Source organism: Nioella sp. MMSF_3534 (assembly GCF_030732985.1).
Lineage (GTDB): Bacteria > Pseudomonadota > Alphaproteobacteria > Rhodobacterales > Rhodobacteraceae > Nioella.
This window is the reverse complement of sequence record NZ_JASHJX010000013.1, coordinates 1-18,540: the sequence shown is the minus strand read 5'-3', so window position 1 is coordinate 18,540 and position 18,540 is coordinate 1. Positions and strand designations below refer to the sequence as shown.

Annotated in this window: 21 protein-coding genes and 1 pseudogene; all 22 read right to left on the bottom strand. The window is 62.3% G+C overall.

From position 1 onward, the window contains the following. Positions 1-18 precede the first annotated feature (18 nt). A complete protein-coding gene (locus RBB16_RS07425) occupies positions 19-768 on the bottom strand; it encodes a biotin--[acetyl-CoA-carboxylase] ligase (RefSeq protein WP_306045559.1) in 750 nt (249 codons plus the stop codon). A gap of 3 nt (positions 769-771) precedes the next feature. After that, a complete protein-coding gene (gene nuoN / locus RBB16_RS07420; RefSeq protein ID WP_306045558.1) occupies positions 772-2,208 on the bottom strand; it encodes an NADH-quinone oxidoreductase subunit NuoN in 1,437 nt (478 codons plus the stop codon). A 9-nt stretch (positions 2,209-2,217) separates the two neighbouring features. Continuing rightward, positions 2,218-3,762: an NADH-quinone oxidoreductase subunit M gene (locus RBB16_RS07415; RefSeq protein ID WP_306045557.1), complete on the bottom strand. Its 1,545-nt coding sequence runs from the start codon at positions 3,760-3,762 to the stop codon at positions 2,218-2,220. 10 nt (positions 3,763-3,772) lie between these two features. Further along, positions 3,773-5,950 carry an NADH-quinone oxidoreductase subunit L gene (gene nuoL, locus RBB16_RS07410; RefSeq protein WP_306045556.1) on the bottom strand — a complete coding sequence of 726 codons (2,178 nt, stop codon included), beginning with the start codon at positions 5,948-5,950 and terminating at the stop codon, positions 3,773-3,775. 6 nt (positions 5,951-5,956) lie between these two features. Continuing rightward, complete coding sequence (nuoK, locus tag RBB16_RS07405; RefSeq protein WP_306045555.1) at positions 5,957-6,265, bottom strand: NADH-quinone oxidoreductase subunit NuoK; 309 nt, start codon at positions 6,263-6,265, stop codon at positions 5,957-5,959. A 178-nt stretch (positions 6,266-6,443) separates the two neighbouring features. After that, the gene (locus RBB16_RS07400) at positions 6,444-7,052 is read right to left on the bottom strand and encodes an NADH-quinone oxidoreductase subunit J (protein WP_306045620.1); all 609 of its coding nucleotides are present in this window, start codon (positions 7,050-7,052) and stop codon (positions 6,444-6,446) included. Positions 7,053-7,062: 10 nt separating this feature from the next. Then, the gene (locus tag RBB16_RS07395) at positions 7,063-7,476 is read right to left on the bottom strand and encodes a carboxymuconolactone decarboxylase family protein (protein ID WP_071688451.1); all 414 of its coding nucleotides are present in this window, start codon (positions 7,474-7,476) and stop codon (positions 7,063-7,065) included. Further along, positions 7,473-7,967, bottom strand: a complete 495-nt coding sequence (nuoI, locus tag RBB16_RS07390) for an NADH-quinone oxidoreductase subunit NuoI (protein WP_071688452.1) — start codon at positions 7,965-7,967, stop codon at positions 7,473-7,475. The genes RBB16_RS07395 and nuoI overlap by 4 nt, the downstream gene beginning before the upstream one ends. Before the next feature lie 3 nt (positions 7,968-7,970). Beyond that, entirely contained in the window at positions 7,971-9,008 is a 1,038-nt protein-coding gene (gene nuoH / locus RBB16_RS07385) for an NADH-quinone oxidoreductase subunit NuoH (RefSeq protein WP_071688453.1), read from the bottom strand. A gap of 6 nt (positions 9,009-9,014) precedes the next feature. After that, a complete protein-coding gene (locus RBB16_RS07380) occupies positions 9,015-9,386 on the bottom strand; it encodes a hypothetical protein (RefSeq protein ID WP_371931224.1) in 372 nt (123 codons plus the stop codon). A 50-nt stretch (positions 9,387-9,436) separates the two neighbouring features. Next, complete coding sequence (gene nuoG / locus RBB16_RS07375; protein WP_306045553.1) at positions 9,437-11,446, bottom strand: NADH-quinone oxidoreductase subunit NuoG; 2,010 nt, start codon at positions 11,444-11,446, stop codon at positions 9,437-9,439. Positions 11,447-11,688: 242 nt separating this feature from the next. Beyond that, positions 11,689-12,051 carry a DUF5333 domain-containing protein gene (locus tag RBB16_RS07370; protein ID WP_306045552.1) on the bottom strand — a complete coding sequence of 121 codons (363 nt, stop codon included), beginning with the start codon at positions 12,049-12,051 and terminating at the stop codon, positions 11,689-11,691. Between the two features lie 162 nt (positions 12,052-12,213). Next, positions 12,214-12,507 carry a hypothetical protein gene (locus RBB16_RS07365; RefSeq protein WP_127560873.1) on the bottom strand — a complete coding sequence of 98 codons (294 nt, stop codon included), beginning with the start codon at positions 12,505-12,507 and terminating at the stop codon, positions 12,214-12,216. A 130-nt stretch (positions 12,508-12,637) separates the two neighbouring features. Beyond that, complete coding sequence (locus RBB16_RS07360) at positions 12,638-13,123, bottom strand: hypothetical protein (protein ID WP_306045550.1); 486 nt, start codon at positions 13,121-13,123, stop codon at positions 12,638-12,640. A 51-nt stretch (positions 13,124-13,174) separates the two neighbouring features. Then, on the bottom strand, positions 13,175-13,747 hold the full coding sequence (locus RBB16_RS07355) for a hypothetical protein (RefSeq protein WP_306045549.1): 573 nt from the start codon (positions 13,745-13,747) through the stop codon (positions 13,175-13,177). An 82-nt stretch (positions 13,748-13,829) separates the two neighbouring features. Next, entirely contained in the window at positions 13,830-14,264 is a 435-nt protein-coding gene (locus RBB16_RS07350) for a DUF3291 domain-containing protein (protein ID WP_306045548.1), read from the bottom strand. A gap of 2 nt (positions 14,265-14,266) precedes the next feature. Then, on the bottom strand, positions 14,267-15,565 hold the full coding sequence (nuoF, locus tag RBB16_RS07345; RefSeq protein WP_306045547.1) for an NADH-quinone oxidoreductase subunit NuoF: 1,299 nt from the start codon (positions 15,563-15,565) through the stop codon (positions 14,267-14,269). A 2-nt stretch (positions 15,566-15,567) separates the two neighbouring features. Beyond that, positions 15,568-15,798: a DUF5337 domain-containing protein gene (locus RBB16_RS07340; RefSeq protein ID WP_071688461.1), complete on the bottom strand. Its 231-nt coding sequence runs from the start codon at positions 15,796-15,798 to the stop codon at positions 15,568-15,570. 154 nt (positions 15,799-15,952) lie between these two features. Continuing rightward, on the bottom strand, positions 15,953-16,531 hold the full coding sequence (locus RBB16_RS07335) for a hypothetical protein (protein WP_306045546.1): 579 nt from the start codon (positions 16,529-16,531) through the stop codon (positions 15,953-15,955). Between the two features lie 42 nt (positions 16,532-16,573). Next, positions 16,574-17,350, bottom strand: a complete 777-nt coding sequence (locus tag RBB16_RS07330; RefSeq protein WP_306045545.1) for a hypothetical protein — start codon at positions 17,348-17,350, stop codon at positions 16,574-16,576. 79 nt (positions 17,351-17,429) lie between these two features. Then, entirely contained in the window at positions 17,430-18,128 is a 699-nt protein-coding gene (locus RBB16_RS07325; RefSeq protein WP_306045544.1) for a methyltransferase domain-containing protein, read from the bottom strand. A gap of 110 nt (positions 18,129-18,238) precedes the next feature. Continuing rightward, positions 18,239-18,540, bottom strand: a pseudogene (locus tag RBB16_RS07320) (NADH-quinone oxidoreductase subunit E); the annotation flags it as partial.

Here is an 18,540-nt window from a genome sequence, read left to right as displayed (position 1 = left end):
GGCGTTGCCCCCTTTTGGTCAGAAGAAGATGTCGGCAGCCGGTACAGCCCGCTGCCCTTTGGGCGTGGTCAGGATCAGGTTACCGCTGTCGTCGATGGTCTCAAAGCGCCCGGTCATCGTCTCGGCGGTGGTGCGGGCGGTGATGGTCTCGCCCAACCGCGCGGCCTCCTGCAACCAGGCGGTGCGGATGGGGGCAAAACCATAAGTGGTGAATTGCTGCTCATACCGGGCATAGGCGACGGCCAGCAGGTCGAGGAACTCTTCGGGGCTGACGCGAATGCCGGTTTCGGACAGCAGGCTGACGGGCAGAACCGCGCCCTCTTCCACCTGATCGGCCCCGGGGGCGGCCACAAGGTTCACGCCGATCCCGATGATCAGATGCGTGACCCCCTGCCCCGATCCAATGCTTTCCAGCAGGATGCCCGCAACCTTGCCGCCATTCAGCAGCACGTCATTGGGCCATTTGAGCTTGAACGCCTCCGCCCGCCCCGTCGCCGCGACAAAGGCATCACGCAGGGCCAGGGCCGCAACGAAGCTGCGCAGCGCCACCTGATCGGGGGCTTCCTTTGGCTGCAACACCAGTGAGGCGAAGAAATTGCCCTTGGGCGAGGACCAGGCCCGGCCCCTGCGGCCATGGCCTGCCGTCTGCTCCAGCGCCAGCACCCATTCAGGCCCGGCCAGTGAGGGCGCAATGCGCGCGCCCTCGGCCATGGTGCTATCGACCGTTTGCAGAACCCTGCGGCCGACGCCCTCGGGCCAGCCAGTCATGTCTTAGCGGACCAGCGTCGCGGCAGCGGCTTCGGCCAGGCTGTCCACACCGAAGAGGTTGAACACCCCAAGCAGCATGATCGCGGCGGCGGCCATCAGACCGGCATAGGCCAGCGGGCTCATCTTGCCGTCGATGCCTTCGCGTTCCTCACCGAAATACATGAAGTAGACGATGCGCAGGTAGTAGAAGGCACCGATGACAGACGCCACCACACCCAGGATCGCCACCAGGTTCAGGCCCGCATCCACAGCAGCCAGAAGCACCGCGTATTTGCCGAAGAAGCCCACCATCGGCGGCACACCGGCAAGGCTGAACATCAGGATCAGGATCGCGGCGGCCTTGATCGGCTCTTTCGTCGAGAAGGCGTTTAGCGACGAGATATTGGTGACGTGGCGGCCATCCTTCTGCATCGACAGGATGAAGGCAAAGGTGCCGACATTCATGGTCACATAGATCGCCATGTAGATCAGCATGGCGCTGACACCCTGTTCGGTGCCCGCGGCCAGACCCATCAGGGCAAAGCCCATGTGAGAGATCGAGGAATAGGCCATCAGGCGCTTGATGTCAGTCTGGCCGATTGCGGCAATGGCACCGAGGAACATGGACAGAACCGCCAGCAGCGCGATGATCTGCTGCCAGTCGCTGACCACGCTGCCGAAGGCATCATGGGCCAGGCGGGCCAGCAGGCCCATGGCGGCCATCTTGGGCGCGGTGGCAAAGAAGGCGGTGACCGGGGTGGGCGAGCCTTCGTAGACATCCGGCGTCCACATGTGGAAGGGCGCGGCGGAAACCTTGAAGGCCAGACCCGCGACCATGAAGGCCAGACCGAAGATCAGGCCAAGCGATGCGCCACCCTCGACCGCCGCCACGATGCCCGCGAAATCGGCGGTGCCAGCAAAGCCATAGGTCAGCGACGCGCCATACAGCAGGATGCCCGAGGACAGCGCCCCGAGGACAAAGTATTTCAGGCCCGCTTCCGTGGACCGCACGCTGTCGCGGCGCATGGCGGCAACGACGTAGAGCGACAGGGATTGCAGCTCCAGCCCCATGTAAAGCGTCATCAGGTTGCCCGAGGACACCATGACCATCATGCCGACCGTCGCCAGCACGATCAGCATCGGATATTCGAACCGCAGCAGGTCGTCGCGCTGCATGAAATCCTTGCCAATGAGCAGGATCGCGGCAGCCGACAGCAGGATCACCACCTTGGCGAAGCGCGCAAAGCCGTCATTGATGAACATGCCGTCAAACGCGACCTGGCTGCCCTCACCCGTCAGGCCGATATAGATGCCCATCAGCGCCAGCAGCGCGGCAGTCAGCCAGACAAGGGCCGGGGCCATCCCGTCCTTGGAGGTGTAGACCGCTGCGATCAGCCCCGCCATCGCGAAAACGGACAGGACGATCTCGGGCAGGAGAATGGCGATATCGGACGCAAACATCTCGGGACCTCAGTGGCTGGCGGCGACGGCGGTGTCGGACATGGGTTGTCCGACGGCCAGGTCGTAATGGTGGACAAGGTTCTCGACCGAGGGGCCGATCACGTCGAGGGCGAGGCTCGGGTAGACGCCCAGAAGCAGGGTCATCACGATGAGCGGCGCGAAGATCATGCGTTCACGCGGGGTCATGTCGGTGATGGATTTGAGGCTTTCCTTGATCAGGTCGCCAAAGACCACCCGGCGGTAGAGCCACAGCGCATAGGCTGCCGACAGGATCACACCGGTCGCGGCGAAGACCGCGATCCAGGTATTGACCTGGAAGACCCCCATCAGCGTCAGGAATTCACCCACGAAGCCCGACGTGCCCGGCAGACCGACATTGGCCATGGTGAACAGCATGAACACCAGCGCATAGGCGGGCATCCGGTTCACGAGGCCGCCATAGGCGTCGATCTCGCGTGTGTGCATCCGGTCATAGATGACGCCGACACAAAGGAAGAGCGCGCCGGACACGAAGCCGTGGCTGATCATCTGGAAGATCGCCCCGTCAATGCCTTGTTGGTTTGCCGCGAAGATGCCCATGGTGACGTAGCCCATATGGGCGACGGAGGAATAGGCGATGAGCTTCTTCATATCCTCCTGCACCATCGCAACAAGCGAGGTGTAGATGATGGCAATGACGGAAAGCCACATGACGAACTCTGCCATCAGGTCAGAGGCAACGGGGAACATCGGCAGGCTGAACCGCAGGAAGCCATAGCCGCCCATCTTCAGAAGGATCGCGGCCAGAACGACCGAGCCTGCCGTGGGCGCCTGAACGTGCGCGTCGGGCAACCAGGTGTGGACCGGCCACATCGGCATCTTCACCGCGAAGCTGGCGAAGAAGGCGATCCACAGGATCGTCTGCAAGCCGCCGACGATATGCCAGCCCATGATCGAGATCGTGTCAGAACTGAACTGGTGGGTCAGCAGCGTCGGAATATCCGTGGTCCCTACATCCACATACATCGCGATCATCGCAACCAGCATCAGCACCGAACCGAGGAAGGTGTAGAGGAAGAACTTGAACGCGGCATAGATACGGTTCTGACCACCCCAGATGCCGATGATCAGGAACATCGGGATGAGGCCCGCCTCGAAGAACAGGTAGAAAAGGACCAGATCCAGCGCCACGAAGACGCCGATCATCAGGCTTTCCAGAACCAGGAGCGCGATCATGTATTCCTTGACGCGATGCTCCACCTCCCAGCACGACCAGATGACCAGCGGCATCAGGAAGGTTGTCAGCATCACGAAGAGCACCGAGATACCGTCGACGCCGACCTTGTAGGTCAGGCCAAGCATCCATTCGCCTTCTTCCACCAGCTGGAAGCCGGGGTTGGAGGCGTCGAATTCCAGCAGGATGAACAGCGAGATCACGAAGGTCGCAAGCGTTGCGGCCAGCGCCAAGTATTTCGCGTTCTTCTTGCCGCCTTCAGACTTGCCATCCGGGATCAGCGCGAACAGCGCAGCCACCAGGGGAAGAAAGGTAACGATGGAGAGAAGATTGTCTTGCATGTCTCTGCTCTCAGCCCCCGAAGCTCAAGGTTGCGATGGTGATCAGCACCGCGATGCCCAGAACCATCGCGAAGGCATAGTGGAAGAGGTAACCGGACTGCGCCCGGCCCGCGAGCCGCGTGAAGAAGGGGATGATCCCCATGGCCAGCCCGTTGATGCCGCCGTCGATGATGTTGCCATCGCCGCGCTTCCACAGGGTCCGCCCGATCCAGGCGGCGGGGATGACGAAGATCCAGTTGTAGATCTCGTCGAAATACCACTTGTTCAGCAGGAACTGATAGGCGGGCTGGAACAGCTCGGCGGTGCGGGCGGGCAGGGTCGGACGCACGATGTAGAACAGCGTCGCGGTGACAAAGCCGATGATCATGGCGACGAAGGGCGCCAGCTTGACCCATTTCGGCACGCTATGCGCGTCATTCAGCACGTGGTTATCCGGTGCCATGTGAATGGCCCCTTCGCCCGCGTGGCCGGTAAAGACATAATGCGCCTCGCCATGGCCGTCATCCGCGGCTGCGTGGCTGTCCTCGGTGGCGTGGCTGTCGGCAGGGGCTGCGTTTTCGCCATGACCGTCGGTTGCCGCTTCGCCATGACCATCCGCCGCCATCGCTTCCTCGCCATGGCCAGCCTCATCCGCGTGGCCCTCAACCGCGTAAGGCACGCCGAAGAAGCGGCCCACGGTATCGGTATGGCCGAAGAACTGGTTGTACCAGATCGCGCCAGAGAAGACCGCGCCAAGCGCCAGCACTGCCAGCGGGATCAGCATGGTCTTGGGGCTTTCATGGGCATGCTCATGCGCATGCTTGTCGCCGCGCGGCTTGCCATAGAAGGTCAGGTAAATGAGGCGCCAGGAATAGAAGCTGGTGAAGCAGGCCGCGACGACCAGCATCCAGAAGGCGTAGGTTCCCAGACCGCCACCGAAGGCAAAGGCGCTCTCGATCACCGCATCCTTGGAGGCGAAGCCCGCAAAGCCGATCCAGCCGGTCAGCGGGATGCCGACGCCGGTGATGGCCAGCGTGCCGATCATCATCGCGGCAAAGGTGAAGGGGATCTTCTTGCGCAGACCGCCATAGTTCCGCATGTCCTGCTCGTGATGCATCGCATGGATGACCGAGCCTGCACCAAGGAACAGCATCGCCTTGAAGAAGGCGTGGGTGAAGAGGTGGAACATGGCCACCGAGTAAACGCCCACACCGGCGGCCACGAACATGTAGCCAAGCTGCGAACAGGTCGAATAGGCGATCACGCGCTTGATGTCGTTCTGCACCAAACCCACGGTCGCCGCGAAGAAGGCTGTCGCGGCCCCGATGATCACGATGAAATTGGTCGCATAGGGCGCGTATTCCATGATCGGCGACATACGGCAGACCAGGAAGACACCCGCCGTCACCATGGTCGCGGCGTGGATCAGCGCCGACACCGGGGTCGGGCCTTCCATCGCGTCGGGCAGCCAGGTGTGCAGGAACAGCTGCGCCGATTTCCCCATGGCCCCGATGAAGAGCAGCATGCCGATGGTGTTGGCTGCGTTCAACTCACGCCCCATGAAGCTGATCGTCTGCTCCGCCAGGTGCGGACCTTCCGCCAGGATCACCGAGAAGTTGATGCTGTCGGTCAGCTTGTAGATCGCGAAAATGCCAAGCAGGAAGGCGAAGTCGCCCACCCGGTTGACGATGAAGGCCTTCATGGCAGCAGCGCCCGCGCTCGGCTTGCGGAAGTAGAAGCCGATCAGCAGGTAGGACGCGACGCCCACCCCTTCCCAACCGAAGAACAGTTGCAGCAGGTTGTCGGCGGTCACCAGCGACAGCATCGCGAAGGTGAAGAAGGACAGGTAGGCGAAGAACCGGGGGCGGTAGCTCTCGCCCTCGCGGAAATGTTCGTCATGGGCCATGTAGCCGAAGGAGTAGAGATGCACGAGCGCCGAGACCGTGGTGATCACGATCAGCATGATCGCAGTCAGACGGTCGATGCGCACCGACCAGCTGGTGTCCAGCGTGCCAGACGCGATCCAGGTGAAGAGATCGCGGGTATAGGTCTCGCCATCGAAGCCAAGGAAGACAAACCAGCTGAGGATACAGGACAGGAACAGCGCGCCGGTTGCCACCCAACAGGCCGCCGTTTCCCCGATCAGACGCCAGGAAAAGCCGCAGATGATCGCGCCAACGAGCGGGAGGAAGAGGAGGAAGGTTTCCATGTCGGCTCAGCCCTTAATAACGTTGACGTCTTCCACGGCGATGGTGCCGCGGTTGCGGAAGAAGCAGACGAGGATAGCCAGACCAATCGCGGCCTCGGCGGCGGCGACGGTCAGCACGAAGAGAGTAAAGATCTGCCCCGTCAGATCGCCCAGATAGGCGGAAAAGGCGACGAGGTTGATGTTGACCGCCAGAAGCATCAGTTCGATCGACATCAGGATGACGATCACGTTCTTGCGGTTCAGGAAAATCCCGAAAATCCCGATGACGAACAGCGCCGCCGCCACCGTCAGGTAATGTTCCAGTGCGATACTCATCTCGTCCCTCCGGGGCCTGTCACCCCTTGGTTATTCAATCGCGCCCGCACCTTTGCCGGTGCGGCCAGAGTTCTTTGTGACCGGTCTCAGTTCCGGTCGGTTCCGCCCCGTTTGCGGGACGTTGTGTAAACTGCGGCGGCCAGGGCAACGGCAATGGCCACCCAACCCCACCAAGCCATCAGAGCCCCTGCCCCGGCTTCACGTCCTTCAGTTCCATCGCCTTGGCCGGATCGCGATACATCTGGGCCAGCACGTTCTGGCGCTTGACGTCGGTGCGGTGGCGCAGGGTCAGCACGATGGCGCCGATCATGGCCACCAGCAGGATCAGCCCCGCAAGCTGGAAGAGCAGGAAGTATTGGTCATAGATCACGGCCCCCAGAGCAGCGGTATTGTGCGCGGCCCCTTCGGGCGTGGCATTGGGGGTCGCCAGAAGGTCAACGCCTTCGGCCGTGGCCCAGGGGCCGAACGCCATGGACAGCTGGATCAGGATGATCACGCCGATAAGGCCCGCCATGGGGATGTATTTGGCCATCTCCGCCTTCAGTTCGGCGAAATCCACATCCAGCATCATGACGACGAAAAGGAACAGCACGGCGACCGCGCCCACATAGACGATCACCAGCAGCATCGCCACGAACTCCGCCCCAATCAGGACGAAGAGCCCGGCAGAACTGAGGAAGGCCAGGATGAGCCACAGGACCGAATGCACCGGGTTGCGGCTGACCACCACGAAGAGGCCGGCCACCACGGTGGTGATGGCGAAGAGGTAGAAGGTGAAATCGGCGATACCCATGGGGTTACTCCTCGGTTCCGTCGATGGCCTGACGGGCAAGCTCCATCGCCTTGGTCATGGCGGGGACCCCCCCGAACATGGCGGCCTGCGCGATGGTTTCGGCAATTTCCTGTTTCGATGCCCCGGCCTCCAGCGCGTGGCGCACGGTCAGGCGGATCTGCGGTTCCGCCACGGCGCCCTGGATGGTCAGGCCCTGAAGCGTCAGCAGCAGGCGGGTCTTGGCATCCAGCCCATCGGGGTTGAACTGTTTGCCCATGAACGCCTCCATCATCTCGGCAGGCATGGTCGGCCAGAGCTTTTCAAAGCCCTGCGGCGTGAACTGCGCCATCGCAGGATTGACCTGCTTGACCCAATCCTTGGCCATGTCCTGCGTCTGCGCCATCAGCGCCGCGAAGGGGTTTTGCGGGGCTTTGGTCATCGGTAGGGGGCATCCAGCTCAAGGTTGCGGGCAATCTCGGCTTCCCACCGGGCGCCGTTCTCCAGCAGCTTTTCCTTGTTGTAGAACAGCTCTTCTCGGGTTTCGGTGGCGAATTCGAAATTAGGGCCTTCGACAATCGCATCCACCGGGCACGCCTCCTGGCAGAAGCCGCAATAGATGCATTTGGTCATGTCGATGTCGTAGCGGGTGGTCCGGCGGCTGCCATCCTCGCGCGGTTCGGCGTCGATGGTGATGGCCTGTGCCGGGCAGATCGCCTCGCACAGTTTGCAGGCAATGCAGCGCTCTTCGCCGTTGGGGTAGCGGCGCAGCGCGTGTTCACCCCGGAAGCGGACCGAGAGCGGGCCTTTCTCATGCGGGTAGTTCACCGTGGCTTTGGGCGCGAAGAAATACTTCAGCCCCAGTTGGAAGCCTTTGACGAAATCCGCCAGCAGGAAGTATTTCGCGGCGCGGGTGTAGTCGATCTGCGTCATCAATCAGCCCCCGATCATCCAGCGGGCATAGGCACCGCCGAAGAGTTCGAATTTTGCCAGGAAGGCCACGATCACGACCCAGCCCAGAGACAGCGGCAGGAACACTTTCCAACCGATCCGCATCAGTTGGTCATAGCGGTAGCGCGGCGTGATCGCCTTCACCATGGCGAAGATGAAGAAGAAGAAGGCCATCTTGCCGACCATCCACAGCACGCCATCGGGCAGGCCCGGAATCGGGGACAGCCAGCCGCCGAAGAAAAGCAGCGTGACAAGGGCGCACATCAGGAAGATGGCGATGTATTCCCCGGCCATGAACAACAGGAAGGGCGTCGCCGAATATTCCACCTGATAGCCCGCGACCAGCTCCGATTCCGCCTCTGGCAGGTCGAAGGGCGGGCGGTTGGTTTCGGCCAGGGCCGAGATGAAGAACAGGAAGACCATCGGGAAATGCGGCAGCCAGTACCAGCTGAAGAACCCGTAAGACCCGTCCTGCGCGCGCACGATGTCAGAGAAGTTGAGCGAGCCTGTGGTGATCACCACACCGATGATGATCAGGCCGATGGAAACCTCGTAGGAAATCATCTGCGCGGCAGAGCGCAGCGAACCGAGGAACGGATATTTGGAGTTCGATGCCCAACCGCCCATGATCACGCCATAAACCTCCAGCGAGGAGACGGCGAAGACATAGAGAATGGCGACGTTCAGATCCGCCAGAACCCAGCCATCGTTGAAGGGGATCACCGCCCAGGCAATCATCGCCAGAACGAAGCTGGTCAGCGGTGCCAGGATGAACACGGGCTTGTCAGCGCCCGCCGGGATCACCACTTCCTTGATGACGTATTTCAGGGCATCCGCGACCGACTGCAGTAGCCCGAAGACCCCCACCACGTTGGGGCCCTTGCGCATCTGGACCGCCGCCCAGATCTTCCGGTCGCCATAGACCAGGAAGAGAAGCGAGATCATCACGAATGCGATCACCGCAAGACACTGCGCGATAATAATCAGCGCGATGCCGGGAGTGGTTGTAAAGAATTCAGCCATCTGTCCTCACACCGTCGGTATGCCTTGCTCGGCGCAGTCGGCGACCACCACTTCGGCGTCTATCGTCTGCACCCCCCGGGGGAGCGCCGGTGACACGGTGTAAACCGCATCTGCGTGCCAAAGGCCAGCCTCTTCCTGCACATTTGTGCGGACATGTCGCGCAAATCCGTAGCCCCGGATCAGCGTGTACTGAGCTGCTGCACATTCGGCATAGGCCGCCACGTCCTCTCGCCCCCTTGCACCGCGCATCTCCACGCGGAAATTCACCAGATTTTCATCCAGGAGACGGGTTTCGACCCCCAGATACTCAAACAGCGCCGGATGCCGGTCCTGCGTGGCCGCCGGATCGGGCGTACAGCCCGCCAGCGCCAGAACCATGGCACCGCCACCCACGAAGGGCCGGAGCGTTCCGCCGCCCGGCACTCCGCTTACTCCGCCGCGATCGCGGCCTCAGACCGCGCCTTTGCCGCAGCGCTCAGCTCGGCCATCACGGCCGATGCGCGGGCAATCGGGTTGGTCAGGTAGAAATCCTTCACCGCTGGCACGAAATCGGCCTCGGCAGGTGCGCGCAGCTCCAGGGCCGCGATCTCGTTCATCGGAACTTCGTCGATCATCGCCAGATGCGGAACCGCGTCGACGATCGCGTTGCGCAGCTGCACAAGCGAGTCGTAAGGCAGCGCCGCGCCCAGTTCCGCCGAAAGCGCCCTGAGGATCGCCCAGTTTTCCTTGGCCTCACCGGGCGCAAAGCCCGCGCGAAGCGCCAGTTGCGGACGGCCTTCGGTGTTGACGAAGAGACCTTGTTCTTCCGTGTAGGCCGCGCCCGGCAGGATCACATCGGCGCGATGCGCGCCCCGGTCGCCATGGCTGCCCTGGTAGATCACGAAGGGGCCAGCGGCGATATCCACCTCATCGGCACCGAGGTTGTAGATCACCTCTGCCCCGTCGATGGCCGCAGGCAGACCGCCCTCGGTCACCGCACCCACATCCATCGCACCGACGCGGGACGCAGCCGTGTGCAGCACCATCAGCTTCGCGCCGCAACCTTCGACATAGGCCAATGCCTGGCTCAGAACCGCTTCGCCATCAGCTTCGCGCAGCGCGCCCTGACCGACGATCACGATCGTATCGGGCTTGGCTTCGACCTTGGCGACCAGATCGGTCAGCGCCTTCCGGTCGGACCCGAAATGGTAGTAGTCATAGGTCAGGTCGGCCTTGGGGCCGATCAGTCCGATGCGCGCGCCGTTGATCCACGCCTTGCGGATGCGGGCGTTCAGAACCGGCGCTTCGTCGCGCGGGTTGGTGCCGATCAGCAGGATGGTCTTGGCGCTGTCGATATCCTCGACCATCGCGGTGCCCACATAGGCGCCCCGGTTGCCGGCAGGCAGCTTCGCGCCATCGGTGCGGCATTCCACATTGCCGCCCTGCCCTTCGATCAGACCTTTGAGCGCAAACGCGGCTTCGACCGGGGCCAGATCGCCCACGAGGCCCGCGACCTTCTTGCCCTTCATGGCGTTAGCGGCAGCAGAAAGCGCCTCGGGCCAGCTGGCTTTGCGCAAGCGACCGTTTTCACGGATATAGGGCGTGTCCAGACGCTGGCGGCGCAGACCGTCCCAGATGAAGCGGGTCTTGTCGGAAATCCATTCCTCGTTCACGCCGTCATGGTTGCGCGGCAGGATGCGCATGACTTCACGCCCCTTGGTGTCAACGCGGATGTTCGAGCCAAGCGCGTCCATCACGTCGATGGTTTCGGTCTTGGTCAGTTCCCACGGACGGGCGGTGAAGGCGTAGGGCTTGGAGGTCAGTGCGCCAACCGGGCAGAGGTCGATGATATTGCCCTGCAGGTTCGAATCGAGCGTCTCATTGAGGTAGCTGGTGATCTCGCTATCCTCGCCGCGCCCGGTCTGGCCCATCTGCCAGATGCCCGCAACCTCGGTCGTGAAGCGCACGCAGCGGGTGCAGGAAATGCAGCGGGTCATGGCGGTCGAGACGAGCGGACCGAGGTTCAGTTCCTCGGAGGCGCGCTTGGGTTCGCGGTAGCGGGAGAAATCCACGCCGTAGGCCATCGCCTGATCCTGCAGGTCGCATTCGCCACCCTGGTCGCAGATCGGACAGTCCAGCGGATGGTTGATCAGCAGGAATTCCATCACCCCTTCACGGGCCTTCTTGACCATGGGGGAGTTCGTCTTGACGACCGGCGGCTGGCCTTCGGGGCCGGGGCGCAGGTCGCGCACCTGCATGGCGCAGGAGGCGGCGGGTTTCGGCGGGCCGCCAACGACCTCCACCAGGCACATGCGGCAGTTGCCGGCAATCGACAGACGCTCGTGATAGCAGAACCGCGGAACTTCGACCCCAGCCTCTTCACAGGCCTGAATCAATGTCATCGCGGGATCGACCTCGATCTCTTTGTCGTCGATGATGATTTTGCGTAGATCGGTCATGCTTCACCCTTGCGCGTCGCTTGGCTCCGGTTGGCGGCGTGTCTACCGCAAGCCCCGCCCGGATTCACGCGGAAAATTGCCGTGCCACCCTAGTGCCGCGATTGACGCGCTTTTGCAACGTGATGGCGGCATTTTTCAAGCCGATAACCCGGTATACAACGGTATATGACCGCGCCCAATGCGCGCATGCCCGCCATTTGGGGGCGGGCATGGGCTTGAAGCATGAAATTGGAAAGAAAAGGTTACCGCAAAAGGCGGCCAATCTGACTGTTCGCACTGATTTCTTCTTCGCCGACGGTGCAGTACCCTTCGCGTTGATCGGGCGATGCGTTGCGTTCTGCCAGTCGGGCATCGGCAATCGCGCGCACGCGCTGCTGCTCGTCTTCGTTGAAGACGAAATCCTCGATCTCCGAGCGGGTAAAGCCAAGATCGGTCGCCCGCCCGACAAGGCTGTTGATGAACCCGAGCGCACGCAACCGCCGGGCGGAAATCGAGTCGCAGCGATTATGGATGTGGCGTGCGATGGCAAAGGCCACCAGCCCCTCGCTCAGCACCGGGTCATTGCGCAGCACATCCCAATCATCAGCGCGCGCCGGCTGTGCCAAAAACAGGCACATAACAAGAAGGGGAAAACATCGAGACATATTGCAAAATCCTTGGCTGGCGTAGTCGGACCCTGCGCCAAAATGGGGGCATTGCGGTCTGACATTCAATATCAGGCGATTGCTATCCGCCTGAATCGGCCCGTTCCCGCCGGTTCACCCCGCTCAGATCCGCACGCCCCAATAGGCGATGATCAGGTAGATGATCAGCGCCACGAACGCGATCCCGAGCGTCGTGTAAATCGCCGCTTCCAGTTTCTCCGGCGTGTTCAGCACCATCATGACCATGCCTGCCAGCATCACACCGATCACCGTGCCGAGGATGGAGCCGCCAATACCCCAGGTATATCCCAGCCAGATGCCAAGCGCCGCGAAGGACACGAATACGGCGACCACCCATACCCGGTAGACACCGACCAAGACCGGCCTGCCGCCGTCATATGCACGTTGATCTGTCACTGCCGCCTCCACAGAGGAACCCACTCGCCCCGTTTTCGGGTGCCATTTGGATACAGTCTACCCTTTCGGATAGGATTCATCAACGCTTTCAAGGGGCCGCAGAACGCTTCATGGGCAGATGGGACACAGGTCAGTAGCAGAACCCGAGGGGGTCCTCGTCGATGATCCGGTCAACCGTCTCCCGGAACCGCGCGGAGTACAGCGACGGATCATAGTCGTCGCCAAGGTAGAACCCGCAGTGAAAGGCGATCTGGATTTCCGCGATGGCCACCCACGCGTCGACCTCGGGGACATGGGCGAAGACCTCTTCGAAGGTCTGGCTCATCAGATTGACATACCAGAAATAGCGCTCGTTCTCGATCGGGGTCGCGTCCTGGTCCAGAAGGTCGGGCCGCGACAGCTCGGGGTTGTTCATCGAGATGATCAGGAACTCGCGATAGGCCGCCCGCGCGCCGCGTTCATTCTCGATCCGCCATTGCTGGTTGAACTGCCAGAACGCCACCAGACCGGCGATCACCGCCAGAAGGATACGGGACAGATCCGCGAAAGACGCAATGCCGTTGCGCTCTCGCGTCAACCACCCTTTGCGCGCCGGTGTGGTTTCCGTGTCTGCCATCTCGTCCTCCCGTTTTGGTGCGCCCTCCGCCAGATGGCGTGACGCAGGTACTTATTCTGAGGCGGGCGGCCAGACCGGATAGGCAAAGAACGCCAGGTCGATCCCGTCGGAAATAGCATCCTCCGAGAGGCTTTCCCAGGTGTCGCTCGGCTCCACCAGAACGAACAGCGCCAGCGTCCCGCGATGGTCCTCGCTGCGCATGAAGGTGCCCTGCATCTCGATATCGACGGTTTCCAGCGGCGTCATGACAAAGTCGAACCCGTCCCCGGTGGCGTTGTCATTGGCCGTTGCAACGATCAGCGCCTGAACCGGTTCATCAAAGGTGATGGAAAAGTTGCTGCCAACGTGAATCGCGTCATGGGGCATGGGCAGATCGTTGAATTCCTGATCCTCCCCATCATTGGAAAAGCCGGTGAAGATGGACGATCCCCGCTCGCCGGTCAGCGTGTAGGCGATGCCGTTCGAATGCCCGGAGGCCGAGACGCGGAAATTGGTGCGCACAAGGTCGCCATATTCCTCCAGCGAGAAAGTCATCTCGCCTGCGATCAGATCTTCAAGGGTTTGAGCCTGCGCGAGACCGGTCAGGGCGAGCGAAATGCCGATGGCGAGAGAAATGGGTTTCATGGAATGGCCTCCGTCAAAAAAATCTGAAGAACCCTAGGGGCCTATTGCACATATAATCAAGGGCTTGATGGACAGCGCCCGGTCACGCCTTCGAAACGGCATTCCAGCCGAACGCGTCTGCGGTCTCTCCGTTCTGGCGCAGATGTTCCAGCTTAGCCAAAGCCTCCGCCAGATCCGGGCGGTGCCCTTCCGGGACCCACCACATCACCAGATGGGCCTCGTCCATCGGCGTGAACCAGTCCGCCCGGCGGGTCACGAAATGCTTGTGCAGCGTGTTCCAGACATAGAAGCGCAAGCTGTCAACACTGTCCCAGACGGTCAGGTTCACCAGAATGCGTGGGTCGCCATCGACCTCTTCGGGGACAACGCCCCCGAAGGCGGTTTCGTATTTCCAGACGAACCCGTCGGACCGTTCCGCGATGCTGTTCAGCATGTCGATCCCGCGGTTGAAACCGGCCATGCGGGGATCGTCCAGCTCATAGGCCATGCGGCCGATATTGAACTGGGCCAGATGCATCCCTATTCGGCAGCGACCGCGCTGACGCGTCCGGCTTTCTGCGACTTGATCCGGTCCTCGATCTCATCGCGGAAGTTGCGAATGAGACCCTGGATCGGCCAGGCCGCCGCATCGCCAAGGGCACAGATCGTGTGGCCTTCCACCTGCTTGGTCACCTGGAACAGCATGTCGATCTCTTCCAGTTCGGCCTCGCCCCGCACAAGGCGATCCATCACCCGCATCATCCAGCCGGTACCTTCGCGGCAGGGCGTGCACTGGCCGCAGCTTTCGTGCTTGTAGAACTTCGACAGCCGCCAGATCGCTTTCACGATATCGGTGGACTTGTCCATGACGATGACCGCAGCGGTGCCCAGACCCGATTGCAGGTCATTGCGCAGATAGTCGAAATCCATGATCGCGTCGCGCATGTTTTCGCCGCGCACGCACGGCACGGAGGAGCCGCCGGGGATCACCGCCAGCAGGTTGTCCCAGCCCCCGCGGATACCGCCGCAATGCTTTTCAATCAGCTCCTCGAAGCTGATCGACATCGCCTCTTCCACCACGCAAGGATTGTTCACATGGCCCGAGATGGCAAACAGCTTGGTGCCCGCATTGTTGGGGCGGCCAAAGCCCGCGAACCAGTCCGCGCCCCGGCGCAGGATGGTCGGCACCACGGCGATGGATTCCACGTTGTTCACGGTCGAGGGGCAGCCGTAAAGGCCCGCGCCCGCCGGGAAAGGCGGCTTCATCCGGGGCATGCCCTTCTTGCCTTCAAGGCTTTCAATGAGCGCGGTTTCCTCGCCGCAGATATAGGCCCCGGCCCCGTGATGGAGGTACAAATCGAAGTCGAAGCCAGATCCGGCGGCGTTCTTGCCCAGAAGGCCCGCGTCATACGCCTCGTCGATCGCGGCCTGCAGCGCCTCGCGTTCGCGGATATATTCGCCGCGGATATAGATGTAGCTGACATGCGCGCCCATGGCGAAGCTGGCGATCAGTGCCCCTTCGATCAGCGTATGGGGATCGTTGCGCATGATCTCCCGGTCCTTGCAGGTGCCGGGCTCGGATTCATCGGCGTTGATCACCAGGTAGGACGGGCGGCCATCGCTTTCCTTGGGCATGAAGGACCATTTCAGACCGGTGGGGAAACCAGCCCCGCCGCGCCCGCGCAAGCCGGACGCCTTCATGATCTCGACGATCTTGTCGCGGCCCAGACCGATCAGGTCCTTGGTGCCGTCCCAGTGGCCGCGCGCCTTGGCGCCCGCGAGGGTGCGGTCGTGCATGCCGTAGATATTCGTAAAGATCCGGTCTTTGTCCTGAAGCATCCTCAGTCCCTTTCTGCGCGGCGGGCTTGCCAGACCTGATACGTCACGATCAGGGCCCAGACCAGAGCCGCAATTGCCGCAAGGTCGAACAGAAACACATAGCGCACGGGCAGGCCCAACTGTCCACCCACAAGCTGCGCCCCCATCCACAAGATCATCGTCACGGCCATAACGACAGCGGCGATGCGGGCCTTGCGGGCCTGGGGGGAAACAGTCCGGGGGGCATCGGGCATTTGGCCTGGCCTCGGGTCGCTAGCGGTTTGGCCCGGTTTACGGCAGAGCGGCGGGGATTGTCCACTGTCCGGCGGCGCAAATCGCAAGCGGAAAACGGAAAAACGCGCCGGACGGGCCGACGCGTTTGGTTTTTGCTGCGCTATGGCGGCGGGATCAGACGAATTCGCCTGCGCCCGTGACCAGATCGAACCGCGCACAACTGCGCTTGAAGCCCGGCAGATGCTCGTCCAGCCAGTCGATTCCGGCCGCGTCAAGCGCGGCCAACTGATCGAAATGGTAAATCCCGATCTCGTTCAGGCCCGCCTCCAGCTTGGCGCCGATGCCCTTGACCAGTTTCAGGTCGTCGGCCACGCCGCCGCGTGGCTCGTCCAGCAGATGCGGATTGGGGGTGGCAGCGTCCGGGGTCGCGGCGGGGATGTCTTCCTCGACCATGACCGGGTCCGGCTCTGCCACGGCAGGCTCCGGAGCGGCCTCGACCACGGCCAGAACCGGCGCAACAGCAACCGGTGCCTCCGCGACGGGTGCTTCCGCAACCGGTGCCTCATCGGCATTTCCGGGCGTGTCGTCGAAGGCACGGGCCATCGCGGACCAGAACACCTGCGGCGCGGTCAGGCCCAAAGACCAGCTCTGCACCGCAGCATTTCCGTAGAACGCGACCGAGTAGTTCGCGGCCGCAATCAGGTTGTTACGGGCCGCGACAGATCCCAGCCAGATGTCTTCTGCAAGTTTCATGTCGGTTGTCCTCTTGGATGATCAAACGCATCCTCCCAGAGGTCAATATACATCCCCGCCGTCAACTTTTCTTGAGAAATCCGTCTCTCCACCTGCGGCCAATAGCCCTGCCTGCGCGACCCAGTCATCGCGGGTCACGCGGCCCCGGAAGCCTTGCAGATTGTCATCCATCCAGGCCACTTCGGACGGCCCCCAGGCGGCGATCTGGTCGAAGTGATAGATACCGAGCGAGTGCAGCAATTGCTCCAGTTTCGGCCCCACGCCCTTGATCTTCTTCAGATCATCCGGCCCACCCTCTCGCGCGGCCTCCATGGCGGCGGGTTGCGCGGCGGGGGCCTCTTCCTCGATCGGTTCCGGCGCAGAGGCGACTGGCGTCGGGGTTTCCTCGGGTTCTGGCGTCGCCTCCGGTTCCGGCTCTGCCGCCGGTTCCGGTTCAGATACCGCTTCGGGTTCGGGCGCGGCTTCGGGTTCAGGCTCTGGAACGCTTTCCGCGACGGGTTCCGGGGCGGCTTCCGGCTCCGGAGCGGCCGCCGGTGCCGGTGCGGGCGGAGCTGTCGGGGTCGGTGCGGGCGGAGCTGTCGGAGCTGGCGCGGGCGAAGATGCCGGCGTCGAGGCAGACGCCCCTGCCCCGCTCTCGACACACAAGACCATGCGCAGCACGATTGTCAAAAGCACCGCCACCACGAGACCGAGGATCAGCGCCATCAAGAGGCCCCACCCGGCGGCGAATTTCAGGATCAGGAACAGCAAGACCCCAAGGACGACCCCGGCAATCAGGCAGTTCGTATGGCAGCTGGTGCTGTCATTCTGTGCAGACATAACAATTCCCCTGTTTCCCAATTGCGGCAAGTAGACACCAGCCGCCCCCGATCTGTGAAGGATTTTCTTGGAAAAGGGGTTACGACTTGCGTTTTGCGGCCCGCAAGCGGCGCTGAAACGTCTTGACCCGCTTGTTGTAGTGCCAATCGCACACGTAAGAGGCTGCACGGGGATGGATGCGATGTTCGGCCAGGGCCGGGCCGATTTCCACCCCGTCCTTCACGTAGAGCAGCACGTTTTGCATCAGCCAAGGCAGGACCGACTCGAACGCCCCCATGCGGCGGCGGATCGGATCGTAGCACCCATAGCCGCGATCCTGGAACATCGCCGCCCAGTCGCCCTGAAACCGCAGATTGATATGCCCGGCCCCGCCCTGCCCCGGAACACCGGCGGAAAACAGAACCACGTCCGACAAGGCGCAGAGATCATCCACGAACCCCTCCGACCGCTCCGGCGAGAGATGCTCCGCCACTTCGATCGTGGCCGCCAGATCATAGCGCTTGCGGGCCGTGTAGGGCTGATTGAGATCGGCTGTCTGCCGGTAGGATTTCGCGATGACACTATCGCCCGGTGCCAGCCAATCGCCATCCACGCCCTTGATCGTCGCGCCCCGCGCCTTGCAGGATTTCAGAAAGAACCCGAGCCCGCAGCCAAGGTCGATGACCGATTTCGGCTGCACATAGCTCCACAGGATTTCAGCCATGAGGTCAGCATTGGCCTGACGCCGTTCGGACTGCTCCACATGGCCTTTGAACATGGTTTCATAGTCATGAATCACGTCGGCCTCCTGTGACTGCCATCCATCCCGACGCCCGAAACAGGGCACATGCCCCTACAGCGCGCCCTGCAAGGGTGCCGGGTTCCGGCCGCTCGTCAAAGGGCAGAGGATCAGGACCCGGCCAGTTCGCTGGCCTGTGCGACCCAATTGTCACGCTCGATCCGGCCCTTGAACTTGAGGCGCGCATCGACCCAGGCGATTTCGGACGGACCCCAGGCGGCGATCTGGTCGAAATGCCAGAAGCCCATGGAATTGAGCAGCTCTTCAAGCTTCGGCCCGACGCCGGAAATCTTTTTCAGATCATCCGCCTCGCGGCCGTCGCGCGGGGCGCTCAGCAATTCGGGCTCGGATTCCTCGACCTCTGCCGGGGTCTCCGCCGTGGCTGCCGGGGTGGCGGCAGGTTGCGGGGCCG

What these genes read in the sequence shown, in the direction of transcription:
- RBB16_RS07425 (WP_306045559.1), bottom strand. Translation starts at nt 768, where the DNA reads ATGACTGGCTGGCCCGAGGGCGTCGGCCGCAGGGTTCTGCAAACGGTC.
- nuoN (WP_306045558.1), bottom strand. Translation starts at nt 2,208, where the DNA reads ATGTTTGCGTCCGATATCGCCATTCTCCTGCCCGAGATCGTCCTGTCC.
- RBB16_RS07415 (WP_306045557.1), bottom strand. Translation starts at nt 3,762, where the DNA reads ATGCAAGACAATCTTCTCTCCATCGTTACCTTTCTTCCCCTGGTGGCT.
- nuoL (WP_306045556.1), bottom strand. Translation starts at nt 5,950, where the DNA reads ATGGAAACCTTCCTCCTCTTCCTCCCGCTCGTTGGCGCGATCATCTGC.
- nuoK (WP_306045555.1), bottom strand. Translation starts at nt 6,265, where the DNA reads ATGAGTATCGCACTGGAACATTACCTGACGGTGGCGGCGGCGCTGTTC.
- RBB16_RS07395 (WP_071688451.1), bottom strand. Translation starts at nt 7,476, where the DNA reads ATGACCAAAGCCCCGCAAAACCCCTTCGCGGCGCTGATGGCGCAGACG.
- nuoI (WP_071688452.1), bottom strand. Translation starts at nt 7,967, where the DNA reads ATGACGCAGATCGACTACACCCGCGCCGCGAAATACTTCCTGCTGGCG.
- nuoH (WP_071688453.1), bottom strand. Translation starts at nt 9,008, where the DNA reads ATGGCTGAATTCTTTACAACCACTCCCGGCATCGCGCTGATTATTATC.
- RBB16_RS07380 (WP_371931224.1), bottom strand. Translation starts at nt 9,386, where the DNA reads ATGGTTCTGGCGCTGGCGGGCTGTACGCCCGATCCGGCGGCCACGCAG.
- nuoG (WP_306045553.1), bottom strand. Translation starts at nt 11,446, where the DNA reads ATGACCGATCTACGCAAAATCATCATCGACGACAAAGAGATCGAGGTC.
- RBB16_RS07360 (WP_306045550.1), bottom strand. Translation starts at nt 13,123, where the DNA reads ATGGCAGACACGGAAACCACACCGGCGCGCAAAGGGTGGTTGACGCGA.
- RBB16_RS07355 (WP_306045549.1), bottom strand. Translation starts at nt 13,747, where the DNA reads ATGAAACCCATTTCTCTCGCCATCGGCATTTCGCTCGCCCTGACCGGT.
- RBB16_RS07350 (WP_306045548.1), bottom strand. Translation starts at nt 14,264, where the DNA reads ATGCATCTGGCCCAGTTCAATATCGGCCGCATGGCCTATGAGCTGGAC.
- nuoF (WP_306045547.1), bottom strand. Translation starts at nt 15,565, where the DNA reads ATGCTTCAGGACAAAGACCGGATCTTTACGAATATCTACGGCATGCAC.
- RBB16_RS07340 (WP_071688461.1), bottom strand. Translation starts at nt 15,798, where the DNA reads ATGCCCGATGCCCCCCGGACTGTTTCCCCCCAGGCCCGCAAGGCCCGC.
- RBB16_RS07335 (WP_306045546.1), bottom strand. Translation starts at nt 16,531, where the DNA reads ATGAAACTTGCAGAAGACATCTGGCTGGGATCTGTCGCGGCCCGTAAC.
- RBB16_RS07330 (WP_306045545.1), bottom strand. Translation starts at nt 17,350, where the DNA reads ATGTCTGCACAGAATGACAGCACCAGCTGCCATACGAACTGCCTGATT.